General features: G+C 30.2%; 12 protein-coding genes and 1 tRNA gene. All 13 read left to right on the top strand.

Annotated elements, in window-relative coordinates; genetic code table 11:
* Positions 1–154: 154 nt before the first annotated feature.
* The 13 genes from HNQ90_RS10090 (at position 155) to HNQ90_RS10030 (ending at position 14,999) form a co-directional block, all read left to right on the top strand.
* Positions 155–979: a leucine-rich repeat domain-containing protein gene (locus tag HNQ90_RS10090; RefSeq protein WP_144115674.1), complete on the top strand. Its 825-nt coding sequence runs from the start codon at positions 155–157 to the stop codon at positions 977–979.
* Between the two features lie 66 nt (positions 980–1,045).
* Positions 1,046–1,228 carry a CPXCG motif-containing cysteine-rich protein gene (locus tag HNQ90_RS10085; protein ID WP_144115673.1) on the top strand — a complete coding sequence of 61 codons (183 nt, stop codon included), beginning with the start codon at positions 1,046–1,048 and terminating at the stop codon, positions 1,226–1,228.
* A 119-nt stretch (positions 1,229–1,347) separates the two neighbouring features.
* Positions 1,348–1,420 (top strand) — tRNA-Met (locus HNQ90_RS10080).
* 226 nt (positions 1,421–1,646) lie between these two features.
* Positions 1,647–4,715 (top strand): type I restriction endonuclease subunit R, encoded by a 3,069-nt coding sequence (locus HNQ90_RS10075; protein WP_144115672.1) that lies wholly within the window; start codon positions 1,647–1,649, stop codon positions 4,713–4,715.
* Positions 4,716–4,770: 55 nt separating this feature from the next.
* Complete coding sequence (locus tag HNQ90_RS10070; protein ID WP_144115671.1) at positions 4,771–5,760, top strand: virulence RhuM family protein/type II toxin-antitoxin system death-on-curing family toxin; 990 nt, start codon at positions 4,771–4,773, stop codon at positions 5,758–5,760.
* Positions 5,761–5,793: 33 nt separating this feature from the next.
* Positions 5,794–6,147: a four helix bundle protein gene (locus HNQ90_RS10065; protein ID WP_144115670.1), complete on the top strand. Its 354-nt coding sequence runs from the start codon at positions 5,794–5,796 to the stop codon at positions 6,145–6,147.
* A 76-nt stretch (positions 6,148–6,223) separates the two neighbouring features.
* Positions 6,224–7,852, top strand: a complete 1,629-nt coding sequence (locus HNQ90_RS10060; protein ID WP_144115669.1) for an HsdM family class I SAM-dependent methyltransferase — start codon at positions 6,224–6,226, stop codon at positions 7,850–7,852.
* On the top strand, positions 7,842–9,287 hold the full coding sequence (locus HNQ90_RS10055) for a restriction endonuclease subunit S (protein ID WP_144115668.1): 1,446 nt from the start codon (positions 7,842–7,844) through the stop codon (positions 9,285–9,287). Before HNQ90_RS10060 ends, HNQ90_RS10055 begins: the two co-directional genes overlap by 11 nt.
* Positions 9,284–9,961, top strand: a complete 678-nt coding sequence (locus HNQ90_RS10050) for a hypothetical protein (RefSeq protein WP_144115667.1) — start codon at positions 9,284–9,286, stop codon at positions 9,959–9,961. The genes HNQ90_RS10055 and HNQ90_RS10050 overlap by 4 nt, the downstream gene beginning before the upstream one ends.
* A gap of 180 nt (positions 9,962–10,141) precedes the next feature.
* Positions 10,142–10,921: a DUF4339 domain-containing protein gene (locus HNQ90_RS10045; RefSeq protein ID WP_144115666.1), complete on the top strand. Its 780-nt coding sequence runs from the start codon at positions 10,142–10,144 to the stop codon at positions 10,919–10,921.
* Positions 10,922–11,140: 219 nt separating this feature from the next.
* Positions 11,141–13,864 (top strand): KAP family P-loop NTPase fold protein, encoded by a 2,724-nt coding sequence (locus HNQ90_RS10040; RefSeq protein ID WP_144115665.1) that lies wholly within the window; start codon positions 11,141–11,143, stop codon positions 13,862–13,864.
* Between the two features lie 57 nt (positions 13,865–13,921).
* On the top strand, positions 13,922–14,647 hold the full coding sequence (locus tag HNQ90_RS10035) for an AbiV family abortive infection protein (RefSeq protein ID WP_144115664.1): 726 nt from the start codon (positions 13,922–13,924) through the stop codon (positions 14,645–14,647).
* Entirely contained in the window at positions 14,640–14,999 is a 360-nt protein-coding gene (locus tag HNQ90_RS10030) for a DUF6979 family protein (protein WP_144115855.1), read from the top strand. The genes HNQ90_RS10035 and HNQ90_RS10030 overlap by 8 nt, the downstream gene beginning before the upstream one ends.
* Positions 15,000–15,040 lie beyond the last annotated feature (41 nt).

Raw genomic sequence — 15,040 nt, 5'->3', positions numbered from 1 at the left:
TTGGTTTTGGGTTTTATGGTGTAAAAAACATGCATTTCGTCTATTCGTCGAAAATGAAATGTTAAAATTATATGCGTTTCAGCGATAAAAATAGTTTTTAATCCGATTCGGGTCTATATTCGTACCAGAATTAACCCCCGAATTAACCGAAATTATGAAAACTCTTAAATTAATAGCAATTTGTTTTTTAGTATCAGCTTATTCTTTTGCAAACGTTTCTAGTTCAGATAAAGATGCTTTAATCGCTCTATATAACTCTACTAACGGTGCAGAATGGAATTCTTCTTGGGATTTAAGTTTAGCTATCGATACTTGGTATGGTGTTAAAATAGAAAATGAAAGAGTTGTAGAGATTAATCTTCAGTTTAATAATCTTAACGGTCCTTTACCAACAGAAATAGGAGATTTAACAGGATTAAAAATTTTAAACTTAGGTTTTAATAAACTTAACGGAACAATCCCTTCTTCAATTAAAGAATTAAAAGAATTAAAGGATTTACAATTATTTATGAATGGTTTTGAAGGAGAAATTCCTGCTGAACTTGGTGAATTAAAAAAATTAGAATCTTTAAAATTATATAGCAATAAATTTACAGGAGAGATTCCTGGTGTATTAATGGGCTTAACAAACTTAAAAGAGCTTTTATTAGGAAGTAACTTTTTAACAGGACAAATACCAACAGAGATTTATGCATTAACAAAGTTGCAAAAACTAAGTTTAATGGATAATAAAATGGATGGTGAAATTCCAGCAGAAATAGCACAATTAAAAGATTTAGAAGAGTTATTATTATCTACAAATCAATTTTCGGGAGACTTACCAAAAGAATTCATGAATTTAACCAAGTTAAATACAATGATGGTAAGTGATAATAACCTAAACCAAGAATACATTAGTGTTTCTGGTAAAAACCCTCCAACGTTAATGCATTTAGAATTACAAAATGCAACTGCAACAATGGATATAGAAAAAGAATAAAATAGTTTTTATAGTTTAGTTAGTATTAAACCATCACAATTGTGATGGTTTTTTTATTTTTATAAAATGATTGAACATTATTTTACCTGTCCATATTGTTGGGAAAACATTTCAATGCTTTTAGACGCTTCGGTAAATAAGCAAACTTATATTGAGGATTGCGAAGTTTGCTGTAACCCAATTCAGATTATTACTCAGTTTATTGATTCCGAATTAACAGTGTTTCAAGCAAATAGCATTGAGCAATAATATTTTATTAAATTATGTTTGTAGAAACGTAAAAACAGTGTATATTTGCAGTCCGAAATAATTTGGTCGGCATTATGAACCGAAAGTTAACAGCTAAGTAAATTATTTCAAGATTACATCGCGGGATAGAGCAGTAGGTAGCTCGTCGGGCTCATAACCCGAAGGTCACTGGTTCGAGTCCAGTTCCCGCTACTAAGTTAAAAGCCTTTCAAGAAATTGAAAGGCTTTTTTTATGCCGTTAAATTAAAGTAGCAGAGAGGTATTTCTCAAATCGTTAGTTTTATGTAAATTCAGCTCTATTGTTTCGAAAAGAACTGAAAATATATTTAAATATAATTACGGTAAACCTTAACCATAAATTGAAAAAGATTCATATTTTAGACTTCCCTAAGAATTATATGACATTTCTTTTACGTAAATGATTTTCAACGAAGACTCAAGAGTTAAAATACCTTCGATATTACATTTAATCCAATTGGGTTATACATACCTTTCTTTGAAAGATAATGACTGGGATGAAAACACAAATATATTCACCTCAATTTTTAAGGAGCAACTTCAATTAATAAACCCAAATTTATCAGAAAAGGACATTCAAAAGGTATACGATGATATTTCTATATCCTTGGAAAATGAAGATTTAGGAAGAGCGTTTTACAATAAGCTCATAGATCAATCAGGAGTAAAACTTATTGACTTTGAAAATTTTGATAATAATTCATTCCACGTTGTAACAGAATTACCATACAATAAAGATGACGAAAGCTTTAGGCCAGATATTATTCTTTTAATAAACGGAATGCCTTTGGTTTTTATAGAAGTTAAAAAACCGAATAATAGAAACGGTGTACAAGAGGAACATAGACGTATGCAAAGGCGTTTTCAGAATAAAAAGTTCAGAAAGTTTATCAACCTAACACAACTCATGGTGTTTTCTAACAATATGGCTTATAGTGAAGCCGATACACAAATGTTAGAAGGTGCTTTTTATAGCACAACGAATTATAAAAAACCAATCTTTAATTATTTTAGAGAAGAAAATACTTTTGATTTGGCAACGCTATTACAACCACTTTCAGAGGAAGATGAAAATGTTGTTTTAAAAGATACGAATCTACTCAGTATAAAAAGTAACAAAGAATACCAATCTAATAAAAGTCCAAATACAGCAACTAATTCCATTGCAACCTCTTTATTTCAACGAGAACGGTTAAAGTTTATTTTACGTTATGCTTTTGCTTATGTAGAAGAAGAGAAAGGCTTAGAAAAACACATTATGCGTTATCCACAACTATTTGCTACAAAGGCAATAGAAAACAAGTTGGATAACGGAATTAAAAAAGGAATCATTTGGCATACACAAGGTTCAGGTAAAACGGCTTTAGCATATTTTAATGTAAAGCACCTCACACATTATTTCCAGAAGCATAATATCATTCCAAAGTTTTACTTTATTGTAGATCGTTTAGATTTATTAACCCAAGCTGCAAAAGAATTTACTGCACGTGGTTTAGTGGTGCACAAAGTAGATTCTAGAGAAGCCTTTAGTCGAGATATCAAATCAACCAATGTAATACACAATAGCTCTGGTAAAGCAGAAATTACAGTCGTAAATATTCAGAAGTTTAAAGACGATCCTGATGTTATAAAAAATAACGATTACAATTTAAGTGTGCAACGTGTTTTCTTTTTGGACGAAGTCCACCGTAGTTATAATCCTAAAGGTAGCTTTTTAGCGAATTTAGAATTGGCAGATAAACATTCCATTAAAATTGGTTTAACAGGAACACCACTGCTAGGTTCAGAATATAATTCTAAAACCTTATTTGGCGATTATATCCATAAATACTATTACAATCTATCTATTAAAGATGGCTATACTTTGCGATTAATTCGAGAAGAAATTGAAACCAATTACAAGCTTGTATTACAAGAAGCACTCGAAAATATAAAAGTATTACAAGGTAATATTGATAAAAAGAAACTCTATGCAGACCATCGCTTTGTAGAACCTATGCTAGACTATATTGTAAAAGATATGGAACAAGCTAGAATTTCCATGAATGATAATAGTATTGGTGGTATGGTAGTTTGCGATTCTTCAGATCAGGCTAAAATGATGCAAGAGATTTTCGATACTAAATATGCTGAAAAATCAGTGTCTCTTTTTAATGAAGCAGCAGAAGAACCTGCTAGTTATGGAAGTAAGAAAAAAGAAGAAAGCAAAGTAAACAAAGCGCAGGTTATTCTGCATGATATTGGTACTAAACAAGATCGTAGAGATTGGGTGTCCGATTTTAAAGTTGGTAAGCTCGATTTACTTTTTGTTTATAATATGTTATTGACTGGTTTTGATGCCAAACGATTAAAGAAATTATACATAGGGAGAAAGATAAAATCGCATAACCTACTGCAAACATTGACTCGTGTTAATAGAACCTACAAAACCCATAAATACGGTTATGTTGTAGATTTTGCAGATATACAGAAAGAGTTCGATAAAACCAATCAAGATTACTTTAACGAGTTGCAAAGTGAGTTAGGAGATGAAATGCAACATTATTCTAATCTATTTAAAAAGCCTGAAGAAATTCAAGAAGAGATAGAAGAAATAAAGGACGTTCTTTTTAAATTCAATACAGAAAATGCCACTGTTTTTGGTGAGCAAATTTCAGAAATAAATGAGCGTTCCGAAATTCGTCAAATCGCTAAAGTCTTAAACAATTCAAAAGAATTATATAACCTCATTCGTTTGTCTGGTAATTTTGAATTACTCGAAAAATTAGATTTCAGAAAACTATCTGTTTTAGCACGATTAACTAACGATAGATTAGCATTAATAAACACCAGAATAGCTTTAGAAAACAATGTAGATACCCATAACATTTTAAACACCGCCTTAGAAGATGTCATTTTTGCTTTTACAAAAGTGAAAGAAGAAGAAATGATATTAGCAGACGAGCTTAAAAACACCTTAGGTAAAACAAGAGAAATGTTAGCAGGAAACTTCGACCAGAAAGATCCTATCTTTATTTCGTTGCGCGAGGAATTAGAGCGCTTGTTTAAAAAGAAGAATTTAAGCGAAGTCACTAAAGAAGAAATGGAGGCGAACATTAAAGCTTTAAACGAAATCTATGATAAAGCCAAAAAACTAGAGCGTGAAAACCAATTGCTGAAAGCGAAATACGATTACGATGCTAAATATGCACGTATTCATAAACGCTTAATGGAAAAAGACCCATTAACCGATAGCGAACGCAAATTGTTTGAAGCCTTAAAAGGATTAAAAACGGCAGTAGATAAAGAGATTTTACAAAATTCGAAATTATTAGAAAACGAGAGTTATGTAGAAAAAATGATGATGCGTTTAGTAGTGAGCCAATTTAAAAAAGAACAAAAGATTGACATTAATACAACAGATGTAAGGCGTATAAATAGCCTTATAGTAAAAGAATACATGAACGAATACAACGGATACGTTGCTTAATAGAAGTTAAAAAATTAATTGTCGCAAAATATGCGACAGTTCAAAAAAAAAGTAAATGAGTAAGGATAGTCAAATAGTAATCTATCAAGATAAAGATTCTGGTATTACAATAGATGTAAAACTAGAAGGAGAAACTATTTGGTTAGACCAATATCAACTTGAAGCGCTGTTTGATACCGACAGAACTTCTATTAGTCGTCATTTAAAAAATATATATAGTTCTGATGAATTAGATAAAGAGGCAACTAGTGCAAAAATTGCACAAGTTCAACAAGAAGGAGAAAGAGAAGTTAAAAGGACAATAAATGTTTATAATCTTGATGCAATTCTTTCCGTAGGTTATAGGGTAAATTCTAAAAAAGGAACTGCTTTTAGAAAATGGGCAAATGCTATTTTAAAAGACTATCTAGTTAAAGGCTATGCGCTTAATGAAAAACGTTTAGAGCAAAAAGAACAAGAAGTAAAGTTACTAAAAGACGGGATTCATATTTTAACTAGAACGGTAAGTAAAGCTATTGAAGATAAAGCTTCAGATAATATAATTTTAGAAACCTTTGCTAAAGGATTAAGCCTGTTAGATGATTATGACCATGAAGAGCTAGATGCTAAAGGATTAACAACTACAGAAGCTAATTACCCAAGTTTAGACGATTATCAGGAGATAATTAACAAAATGCTAACTGAGTTTGATTCTGATGTTTTTGGTAAAGAAAAAGATAAAAGCTTCCAGAGTTCTGTGGCACAAATAGCAAAAGGATTTGGAGACGACGATTTTTACCCAAGCATAGAAGAAAAGGCAACCATGCTTTTATATTTTGTTGTAAAAAACCATTCGTTTGTAGATGGCAATAAACGTATAGCAGCCGCATGCTTTTTGAAGTTTTTACAGCAAAACAACATGCTTTTTAATAACCAACAAGAACCCATTATTAGTAACGATACCTTAGCCAGTTTAACGCTGTTTATAGCGTCTAGCAAACCAGACGAAATGCAAACCGTAACACGTTTGGTAATTAGTGTATTAAATAGAAATAAAATCAATTAGGAATTAGAAATTACGAATTACGAATTATGAATTATGAAGGAGAATATTGTACAAACTAAGTCGTATGCTTTCGCTATTAAAATTGTGAATATTTGTAAAGTTCTTCAAGATGAAAAGAAAGAATTTATTTTAAGTAAGCAATTGTTACGTTCAGGAACATCAGTAGGTGCAAATATAGAAGAAGCTATTGGTGGCCAAAGTAGAAAAGATTTTTATGCCAAATTAACGATTTCGTATAAGGAAGCAAGAGAGACCAAGTATTGGATTAGATTACTAACCGATACTCATTATTTAACAACAGCACAAAGTGAACCACTATTAAATGATATAGAAGAATTATTAAGAATTATTGGAAGCATCCAAAAAACAATACGGAATAAGAATTAGGAATTACGAATTAGGAATTACGAATTGATAATTGAACATTCGTAATTGATAATTGATAATTGAACATTGAATATATATGACAAGCACCACACAATTTGAAACCCAAACCAAAGCACTTATAGACGACCTAAAAAGCGTCTGTGCCAATTATGGTTTAGGAAATGACGGAAACGAATTTAAAATAATCACCCAAGTATTTCTATATAAATTCTTAAACGATAAATACGTTTACGAGTTAAAACAATTAGAACCCGATTTAGCAAAAGCCGAAAATTTTGACGAAGCACTTAAAAAGTATTCTGATGATGATTTAGAAATGCTAACCATGCAAATAAGTGAAAACACAGCACGTATTGCACCTAAAAACTTATTATCACGTTTATTCGAACAACAAAATAAAGACAATTTTGCAGATATTTTTGACGAAACCTTAGTAAGCGTAGCCAAAGACAATATCGATATTTTCTCAGTACTCACACAAGGAGGCGAAAAGGTAGTCTTGTTTGAAAACCTAAGTAAATACGTTACCGATAAAAAAGATGACTTCTGCAAAGCCTTAGTGAATAAGCTAGTTGGTTTTAGTTTCGAACATATATTCACTCAAAAATTCGATTTTTTCGCCACCATTTTCGAGTATTTAATTAAAGATTACAACACCAATTCTGGTGGTAAATACGCCGAGTATTTTACACCACACGCTGTAGCCAAAATTATGGCAGCTTGTTTGGTAACTGGAGACGATGTAAACAACGTCACCTGTTACGACCCAAGTGCAGGATCGGGAACCTTGTTAATGAATATTGCCCACGCCATTGGCGAAGATAAGTGTACCATTTACTCGCAAGACATCTCGCAAAAATCGTCTGCCTTATTGCGTTTAAATCTTATTTTAAACAATCTGGTACATTCCATACAAAACATTATACAAGGTAACACCATTTTAAGTCCGTATCACAAACAAGACAACGGACAATTAGAACAGTTTGATTATATTGTGTCTAATCCACCATTTAAGTTAGATTTCAGTGATTATAGTGGAGATTTAGAGAGTAAAGCCAATGCAGCACGCTTTTTTGCAGGTATACCCAATATTCCTAAAAGTAAGAAAGACTCTATGGCTATTTACTTGCTGTTTATACAACATATCATGCACAGCTTAACAGTAAAAGGTAAAGCGGCTATTGTAGTACCTACAGGTTTTATAACCGCACAATCGGGTATCGATAAAAAAATTAGACAAAAACTAGTAGAAAGCAAAATGCTTGCAGGTGTAGTATCTATGCCTTCTAATATTTTTGCCACCACAGGAACCAACGTTAGTATTTTGTTTTTAGATAAAACCAACACGAAAGATGTGGTGTTGGTAGATGCTTCTAATTTAGGAACCAAAGTAAAAGAAGGTAAAAACCAAAAAACCGTTTTAAGCGAAGCAGAAGAACAACAAATTATTAACGTTTTTAATGCGAAAGAAGCCAAAGATGATTTATCTGTTGTGGTGTCTTATGACGATATTAAAGCCAAAAACTACAGCCTAAGTGCAGGACAATATTTTGAAGTTAAAATTGAATATACTGATATTACTGCTGAAGAATTTACTGCTAAAATGAAAGGGTTTGAAAGTAATTTAGAAAGTTTATTTTCTGAGTCTAAAGGTTTAGAAAAGGAGATTCAGAATAATTTGAAGAGTTTGAAGTATGAAAGATAATTTTGTGTCTACAATTACTAAAAGATTAGAACCTTACAAATTGCCTAGTAATTGGAAATGGTTTTTTTGGGAGGATATAATGAGATCATATCAACAAGGTATGATTCGAAGTAACAGTCAGTTAGGTGAAGGGAATGTAGAATATCTCAAAATGGGAGATATTGATATAAATGGTACTGCAAATTTAGATAATTTAAAAAGAACAGAAGCTTCTGAAAGAGAATTAAAAGAGTTTAAATTAAATAATGGGGATTTTTTAATTAATGTTAGAAATAGTCTTCAATTAGTAGGGAAAACATGTGTAGTAGATAATATAGAGGGTAGAAAAATATTATATAATCATATGTTAGTGAGAATTGATAATGGAAATTCAGAAATGAACTATTTTATAAATGCCTTTTTAAATATCCCATCTTCAAAAAAATTACTTGATAGAATCAAGGAAGGTACAACTACAGTTATTGCTCTTTATCAAAGAGAATTAAATAAATTACCAATTGCATTACCTGATACTATAACATTTACGAGTATTGTAAATGTTTATAAAAATATAAGAGTTAAAATAGAAGTCAACAACAAAATAAACCAAGAATTAGAAGCGATGGCAAAAACGCTTTACGATTATTGGTTTGTACAGTTCGAATTCCCTACAAGTGAAGCCCAAGCGAAACGGATAGGGAATCTCTCTTTAGTTGGGAAACCTTATAAATCGTCTGGTGGGTTAATGGTTTTTAATGAAGCCTTGAATCGTGAGATTCCTGAGGGATGGGAGGTTGATGAATTAGGTGATGTATTAAAAACAGAATTAGGAGGAACGCCTTCAACCAAAATACGTGAATTTTGGGATGGAGATATTCCTTGGTTAAATTCTGGTGAAATAGCAAATTTTCCAATTATAGACTCAGAAGAATATATTACGGAAGATTCCATTTCTAAATCTGCAACTTCATTAATGCCAAAGGGAACATGTGTATTATCAATTACTAGACATTTGAGACCTTCTATTTTAGGAATTGATGCTTGTGCAAATCAATCTGTCGTTGGAATTTTAGAATCAGATAAATTAAAAGCATCATTTATTTACCCTTATTTAGTAAATGAAATACCAAGATTAATGACTTTGAGAACTGGTGCACAACAACCACATATTAATAAGAAAACTGTTGACACTTCCTTAATAATAAATCCTTCATTGGAAGTTTTAAAAGATTATTATAAACTAGCAAACCCTATTTATGACCAAATAATAAACAACTCATTTCAAAACCAAAAACTCTCAGCCCTTAGGGATTGGTTGTTGCCTATGTTAATGAATGGGCAGGTGCGCGTAGCGCATTCCTATGCAGATGGGAATCTTGGTAGGGCAGAGCAGGAGTTGGGTATGGTTGCGGAGGATAATACTAAATTTGATAATGCTAAATATGGTGAGAAATGAGGTTAAGAGATAATTTTCCAACAACTAAAGAAGATGCAAAAAGCTTTGATGTTGAATTTCGTGACGAAGTAGGTGTATTTAAAATTTTTCAACCTGAAGATAACCATTCATTATCAGCAATAGAGAAAATGATACATCAAGTCAACACGTTTTTGGGTAAAAATGGTTACGATTCTATTTTGCCAATAGAGTTTGTAAAAAATGATTTTAGTTATGAATCTGATGATGAAATTGTGTCTTTAAGTAAACACGGTTATTTAGAAGAGTTTGTGCTTGTTATTGAAAGAGAGAACTACATAAACTTAAATAACGATACCATAGTTCTTTTGCAAGAGTTTTTTCAAAACTTAAAAAGCAAAGCGATAGGATACAGTCCTGCAAGACATTTATATACAGTTTTAGAAGAAGTCATTGCATTGCCAAGACAACCAAAACAGAATACTTTTGTAACATTTGAACAAGAAAACGACACGTATTATGTAGCCTTTTCAAGCTATAAAATGGAGTTTTCTAAGTATGTTGATGATTTTGGAAGTTATGAAGCGTATCGCTTTTCTTATGAATTTAGTGGTTATACCGATGTTGTGGGTGATTTTGATCAATTTAGAGAAGAGTTATTAAATGCATTAAAAAATGTAAAGGTTACAGATATATCTATTAGTGATGAAGAATAAGGAGCTTAGAGATTGGTTATTACCAATGTTAAGGAATGGGCAGGTGCGCGTAGCGCATTCCCATGCAGATGGGAATCTTGGTGAGGTAGCGCAGGAGTTTGGTTTGGTTGCGGAGGAGAGAGAAAAGTATAAAAGCTAAAAGATATTATAAAAAAAATTAACCCCAAATAAATATTGAATATGTATTATTATGAAAATGCTGGACAAAAAAATGGTCCGTTGTCTAAAGAAGCATTAAAAGGTAAAATCTCAAAAGATACACTAGTATGGCGAGAAGGTCTGGAAAACTGGATAAAAGCATCTCAGCTTCCCGAATTAAAAGATCTTTTTAAAAACGAACCACCACCGTTTCCAAGTACTGAGCCTAAAAGTACTGATGAAATTGAAAGTGTAAATATTTATGCTCTTTTATTGTTTGTTATGTTAATTATTATGGGTGTTATGGAGTATTTTGAGCTGGAAAAGAATAGAATTTATCGCTTTTTATTGCCTGCTTTAATTTTAGCAACTTATAAAGTATTTAGCAGAATAAAAAGATATCTTAACAATGTTTTAAGTTATACTGCTGCAAATAAAGACTTAATAATTATAATAGTAACTTCTGTAGTTTTAGATTTCGCAGATGGATTACTGAGAACACCGAGTTGGGAAAGAAAACTTTTAAACCTACCGGATGCCCAATCTTCAATGGTTTTTATTCTAATTCTTGTATTAATTTGTTTACATATATATTATTTATTCAGTCTAGGAAAAAAAATGTCTAAAATAGAAGATGGAGTAGCATCTAGGATTTCAAAATTTGCCTACTGGAGCTTAATAAGTTTTGCTGTAATAATTTTTATCAGCTTTATTTCAGATAATACAACAACTTTAATGTTATTATCAATTATTGAAGCGCTTCCTCTACTTTACCTAATTATTGGACTTAAGAACTCTAATAAGCAAGTTGGTTATGTTTAGATGTAGTCGTAATTAATCAATTCAATTAAGCTAAGAAAACAATACTATTATTTAGCGCTACTAGTATAGCAGCACATGTAATAGAAATATAAACATTAGATTTTCTGAAAAAAAAAACGACGAGTGCTTTGTTAGCGGGTAAGCTGTCCATGTTAACAGCTAGCCAAATAAGAAATGATTTTTAAATAATAAAAAAGAGAATGTTAAATATGGAAAGGGATGGGTTTGATAAAAGATAATTTAAAGTTTTTTGTAATTTATATAATTACAGTTTCATTGTCCTTAATTTTTATTGAACAGATAAGTGAATTGCTTTTATTCTTAGGGTATGATTTAAACTATAATAGCTCCTCGTTTAATTTAGGTTTCTTCACAATCTTAGCTCTATCAATTATCACCTATATATACCTGATTAGAAAGGCCTTTATTCATAATATACGTATTACTTTTTTTGTTTGTTATGCTGTTACAATCTATTTTTTTTTAAGAATTGTTTTTGTCGGTTATATTGAATTTTTGTGGTTAGATGATCTATTCGTTTATGCTGATTGGGTTTTTATAATAGCATCATTTCATTTTTTTAATTTAATAAGAGTTTGGATTAAAGAGTATAAAAGAAAGGCAAAGGATGATATTGCTAATAACTTTTTTATTGAAGATAAGATTTTTACTGGTGAAGAAATTGATAATGAAGCTATACTCCAAAAGTTGATTTCTGTAGTAACTCATTTTAAACCAGAGGAATCGTTTAGCATTGGCCTAAATGCAGTTTGGGGACATGGTAAAAGTAGTTTTCTTCATAAATTTAAAAGAGATTTTGAGCATAAAAACCCTAAGGAGATAGTCTTTTGGTATCGGATATGGAAAAATAAAGGATCTAATGCTATTATTGAAAACTTTTTTGAAGAATTAAAAAATCAACTTAAAACTCACTCAGGGGATATTTCTGATAATATTGATAATTATGTTAATTCTATTTTAAGTTTATCGAATAGTGAATTACATAATATAATTTCTACAGGAAAGGATTTGCTCTCAGAAAATGAAACCTTAGAAAATTTTTATACAAGTATTAATGAAAATATAAAGAAAATCGATAAACAAATAATTATTCTTTTAGATGATTTAGATCGTTTGGAGAGTTCTGAAATCTTGAATACATTAAAATTAATAAGAACTTTATCAGATTTCAATAACATCATTTTCATAGCAGGATATGATAGAAAATATGTAGTTGAGACAATAGAAAAGTCTAAAGATAATTATATAGATAAAATTTTTAATGTCGAAATTAACTTATTACCCTTTGATTCAAATTTAATTATAACAGAATTATTCAGACAAGTTGATCTTGCTTTTTCAACTGATTTAAATAAGAAAGATAGAGGAGCTATCAATGAGGCTTTTAAAAACCTATTCATAGATCTGGAACTTAGTTTTGATGATATTAGCTTAAATAATATTCTTGACGCTAGTCAAAAAAATGAATATTGTGAAACAAATTACGATTTAAAATATCAAGATTTTATCCCTACATATAGAGATGTTAAAAGATTTATTAATGAGTTTAAATTTAATTATTCGTTTTTAGAAAGCAAAAGTGATGTTGTTCCCCAAGAATATATTTTGTATAAACTTTTAATATATAAGTATAGGGATTTAAATGATTTAGTCTTTTCAAATTTAGATGAAATACTGATGAGAACTACTACAGTCGATGTGAATAATGATAATACAGTAGTTTTTGGAAGCGATCATTTAAGTAATGTTTATTTATACAATTTAAAGAGCCAAGAGAATTTAAAAGAACAATTAAAAAGTTATACAAACAAGGATATTCAAATTATTGATGCCGTTTTCTGTAGACTTTATGGAAAAAAATCAGTTAAATATTATCACTCAAATCAAAACTCCATTTCTAAGATATACTATTCAGATATTTATTTACGAAATAATATTTTGAGCGGTAATGTCTCAATAACGCAATTACAAAATGCTTACGCAAGCAATAAGTTATTTGGATTGGCTAAAAGTATTTCAAAAACAAATGAAAATATTAATTTTCATACAACAAATGAGATTAAACAATTTATTTATAATAATTCACCTGATAACGTAGAACAATATTTAGATGCTTTAAGAACCCTTAATTTTATTTTGCCTAATAGTAATTCTTATGATGATCAGATGGGTATAGATATAATGAGAAACGCTTTTCATACTTTCTATTCAAAAGATAAAAAAGCATTTATTGATGATATACAAAAAATTATAAATGTTGATTCGCTAGGCTTTCTTGACTTTATGTTAAGAGATGTGAATATGGATTTAAAAAGAAAAAAGAGTCGTCAAAATTATAGCTCTGGCATGTTAAATAGGTTTGAAAATAATGAATTTAGTGAAGAGGATCTTAAAGCTTTATTCTTAGAAAAACTAAAGCATCTTATTCGAATTAAGGCTAAGCCAGATGTTACGGCTTCGGTTTACAATCAACATGTTGAAGCTATTGTTGAAGATAAAAAAATTATAAGATCAAATGATTTAAACCTGGCTATTAGAAATGATATTCAAAATCGGTTTACGGAATATTTTAACTCACATTTATTTATGTCAATTAGAGAAATAATTAGTGATAGCGAGGTAGGGTCTGTCGGTTACGAACCAAATTTTAATTTGGCTCAAATATTCTCAAATCAAGATTCTCTTCTTGATTTAATTGAAGACCCCTTAAATATAAGTTTATATCAAAAGTTCTATCAAGAAGGTTGGGATAATTTTCATGAGTTTTTGAGTAATATTGAATTAGCAGAAGATGATAAAAAAGTAATTGATTCTGACAAACTTGAGATAGCTATAACCTTTGTTCAGGCTTATATTAGAAATGGTTATAAACCATTAAGTAAAACACAATATGATCTAATTGTAATGGAGTTACCTTTTTGAGTTGTTCAAAAAAAGAGGTAATATATAAGATACAGACTAAAAAAGTTAAACAAATAAATGAGGAAATTTATAAACCTTTCTGCGATTGAATCTAGAGGTTTAGATATAGTTATCTACAATAATGCACGCCAACTCAGAAAAGATGCTATTCTACTAGCAGAAACAAATAAATCGTATAGTAGCGCAACATCATTATTAATTTTAAGTTCAGAGGAAGTTATAAAAGCAACTTTAGTTTTTTTACATAGTCAAGGTTACAAAGTGTATTTAATTAAAGGTGCTAAAAGGTTTTTTAGTGATCATAAAATAAGGCATGAGGTAGCGCAACTCGTAGAAGTTGGTTCTAGTCTAATGGAAACAATAACTATTTGGGAAGAGCAAAGAGAAAAGCCATTATTTAAAACTAAAGTAAAATGGCTCGATTGGGGTTTAAATGGCTTGAATGATTTGGTTAAATCTGTTCAGCCACTTGTAGATTCTGGTAAACGAATAGAAAAGTTGCAAGAGTTTAATGATTTGAAAAATCAAGGCCTTTATGTTAACTACAAAGATAAGTTGCTCACTCCCCAATTTCAGATTGATGCAGATGAATATACTACGGTTAAAAATATTGTAGAAAGAACCTTTAAATTTTATAAATCATTAAGATTACTATACCATCCAAGTATTGAAAAACACCTATCAAAAAAGAAAATCATGAAAGTTAGGGAGGACTTAGAACTTTTGATTAATGATGCTTTTAAGGATTTTGAATTTAATAATAATAGAAAGAGCTATGAATAAATATGGTACAGCGGCAATAAACGCAGTTAAAGAAAGTCAAAACCCAATTGAATCATGGGAAATTGCTGTTAAAGATTTTGATTCTGAAAGCGCTAAAGTAAAAGGTTGCCCAAAAAACACTTTTTTAGGTTTATGTGAAGATGGTTACGTAAAAGGTGTTCCTAAAGGAAATTATACAAAGTCTATTAAAAATAAAGAATATGCTATAAATGCAATAAAGATTATAAAAAACAATCCAAATAAATCATTTTCACCAAAGGAATTATGGGGAGAATTAAACCTTGGAGATAAAAGGCACAATTCACAAATGGATGTTGTTTTAGCGCTTTGGGAGAATGGACTTATAAAGTAAATATTATTTGAAGTTATACAAAAGTATAAACTAGAAGTATT

The organism is Algibacter amylolyticus, from assembly GCF_014202225.1.
Lineage (GTDB): Bacteria > Bacteroidota > Bacteroidia > Flavobacteriales > Flavobacteriaceae > Algibacter_B > Algibacter_B amylolyticus.
Note: the sequence above shows the minus strand (reverse complement) of the source record. Positions and strands in the feature narration are given on the sequence as shown.

What these genes read in the sequence shown, in the direction of transcription:
- HNQ90_RS10090 (WP_144115674.1), top strand. Translation starts at nt 155, where the DNA reads ATGAAAACTCTTAAATTAATAGCAATTTGTTTTTTAGTATCAGCTTAT.
- HNQ90_RS10085 (WP_144115673.1), top strand. Translation starts at nt 1,046, where the DNA reads ATGATTGAACATTATTTTACCTGTCCATATTGTTGGGAAAACATTTCA.
- HNQ90_RS10075 (WP_144115672.1), top strand. Translation starts at nt 1,647, where the DNA reads ATGATTTTCAACGAAGACTCAAGAGTTAAAATACCTTCGATATTACAT.
- HNQ90_RS10070 (WP_144115671.1), top strand. Translation starts at nt 4,771, where the DNA reads ATGAGTAAGGATAGTCAAATAGTAATCTATCAAGATAAAGATTCTGGT.
- HNQ90_RS10065 (WP_144115670.1), top strand. Translation starts at nt 5,794, where the DNA reads ATGAAGGAGAATATTGTACAAACTAAGTCGTATGCTTTCGCTATTAAA.
- HNQ90_RS10060 (WP_144115669.1), top strand. Translation starts at nt 6,224, where the DNA reads ATGACAAGCACCACACAATTTGAAACCCAAACCAAAGCACTTATAGAC.
- HNQ90_RS10055 (WP_144115668.1), top strand. Translation starts at nt 7,842, where the DNA reads ATGAAAGATAATTTTGTGTCTACAATTACTAAAAGATTAGAACCTTAC.
- HNQ90_RS10050 (WP_144115667.1), top strand. Translation starts at nt 9,284, where the DNA reads ATGAGGTTAAGAGATAATTTTCCAACAACTAAAGAAGATGCAAAAAGC.
- HNQ90_RS10045 (WP_144115666.1), top strand. Translation starts at nt 10,142, where the DNA reads ATGTATTATTATGAAAATGCTGGACAAAAAAATGGTCCGTTGTCTAAA.
- HNQ90_RS10040 (WP_144115665.1), top strand. Translation starts at nt 11,141, where the DNA reads ATGGGTTTGATAAAAGATAATTTAAAGTTTTTTGTAATTTATATAATT.
- HNQ90_RS10035 (WP_144115664.1), top strand. Translation starts at nt 13,922, where the DNA reads ATGAGGAAATTTATAAACCTTTCTGCGATTGAATCTAGAGGTTTAGAT.
- HNQ90_RS10030 (WP_144115855.1), top strand. Translation starts at nt 14,640, where the DNA reads ATGAATAAATATGGTACAGCGGCAATAAACGCAGTTAAAGAAAGTCAA.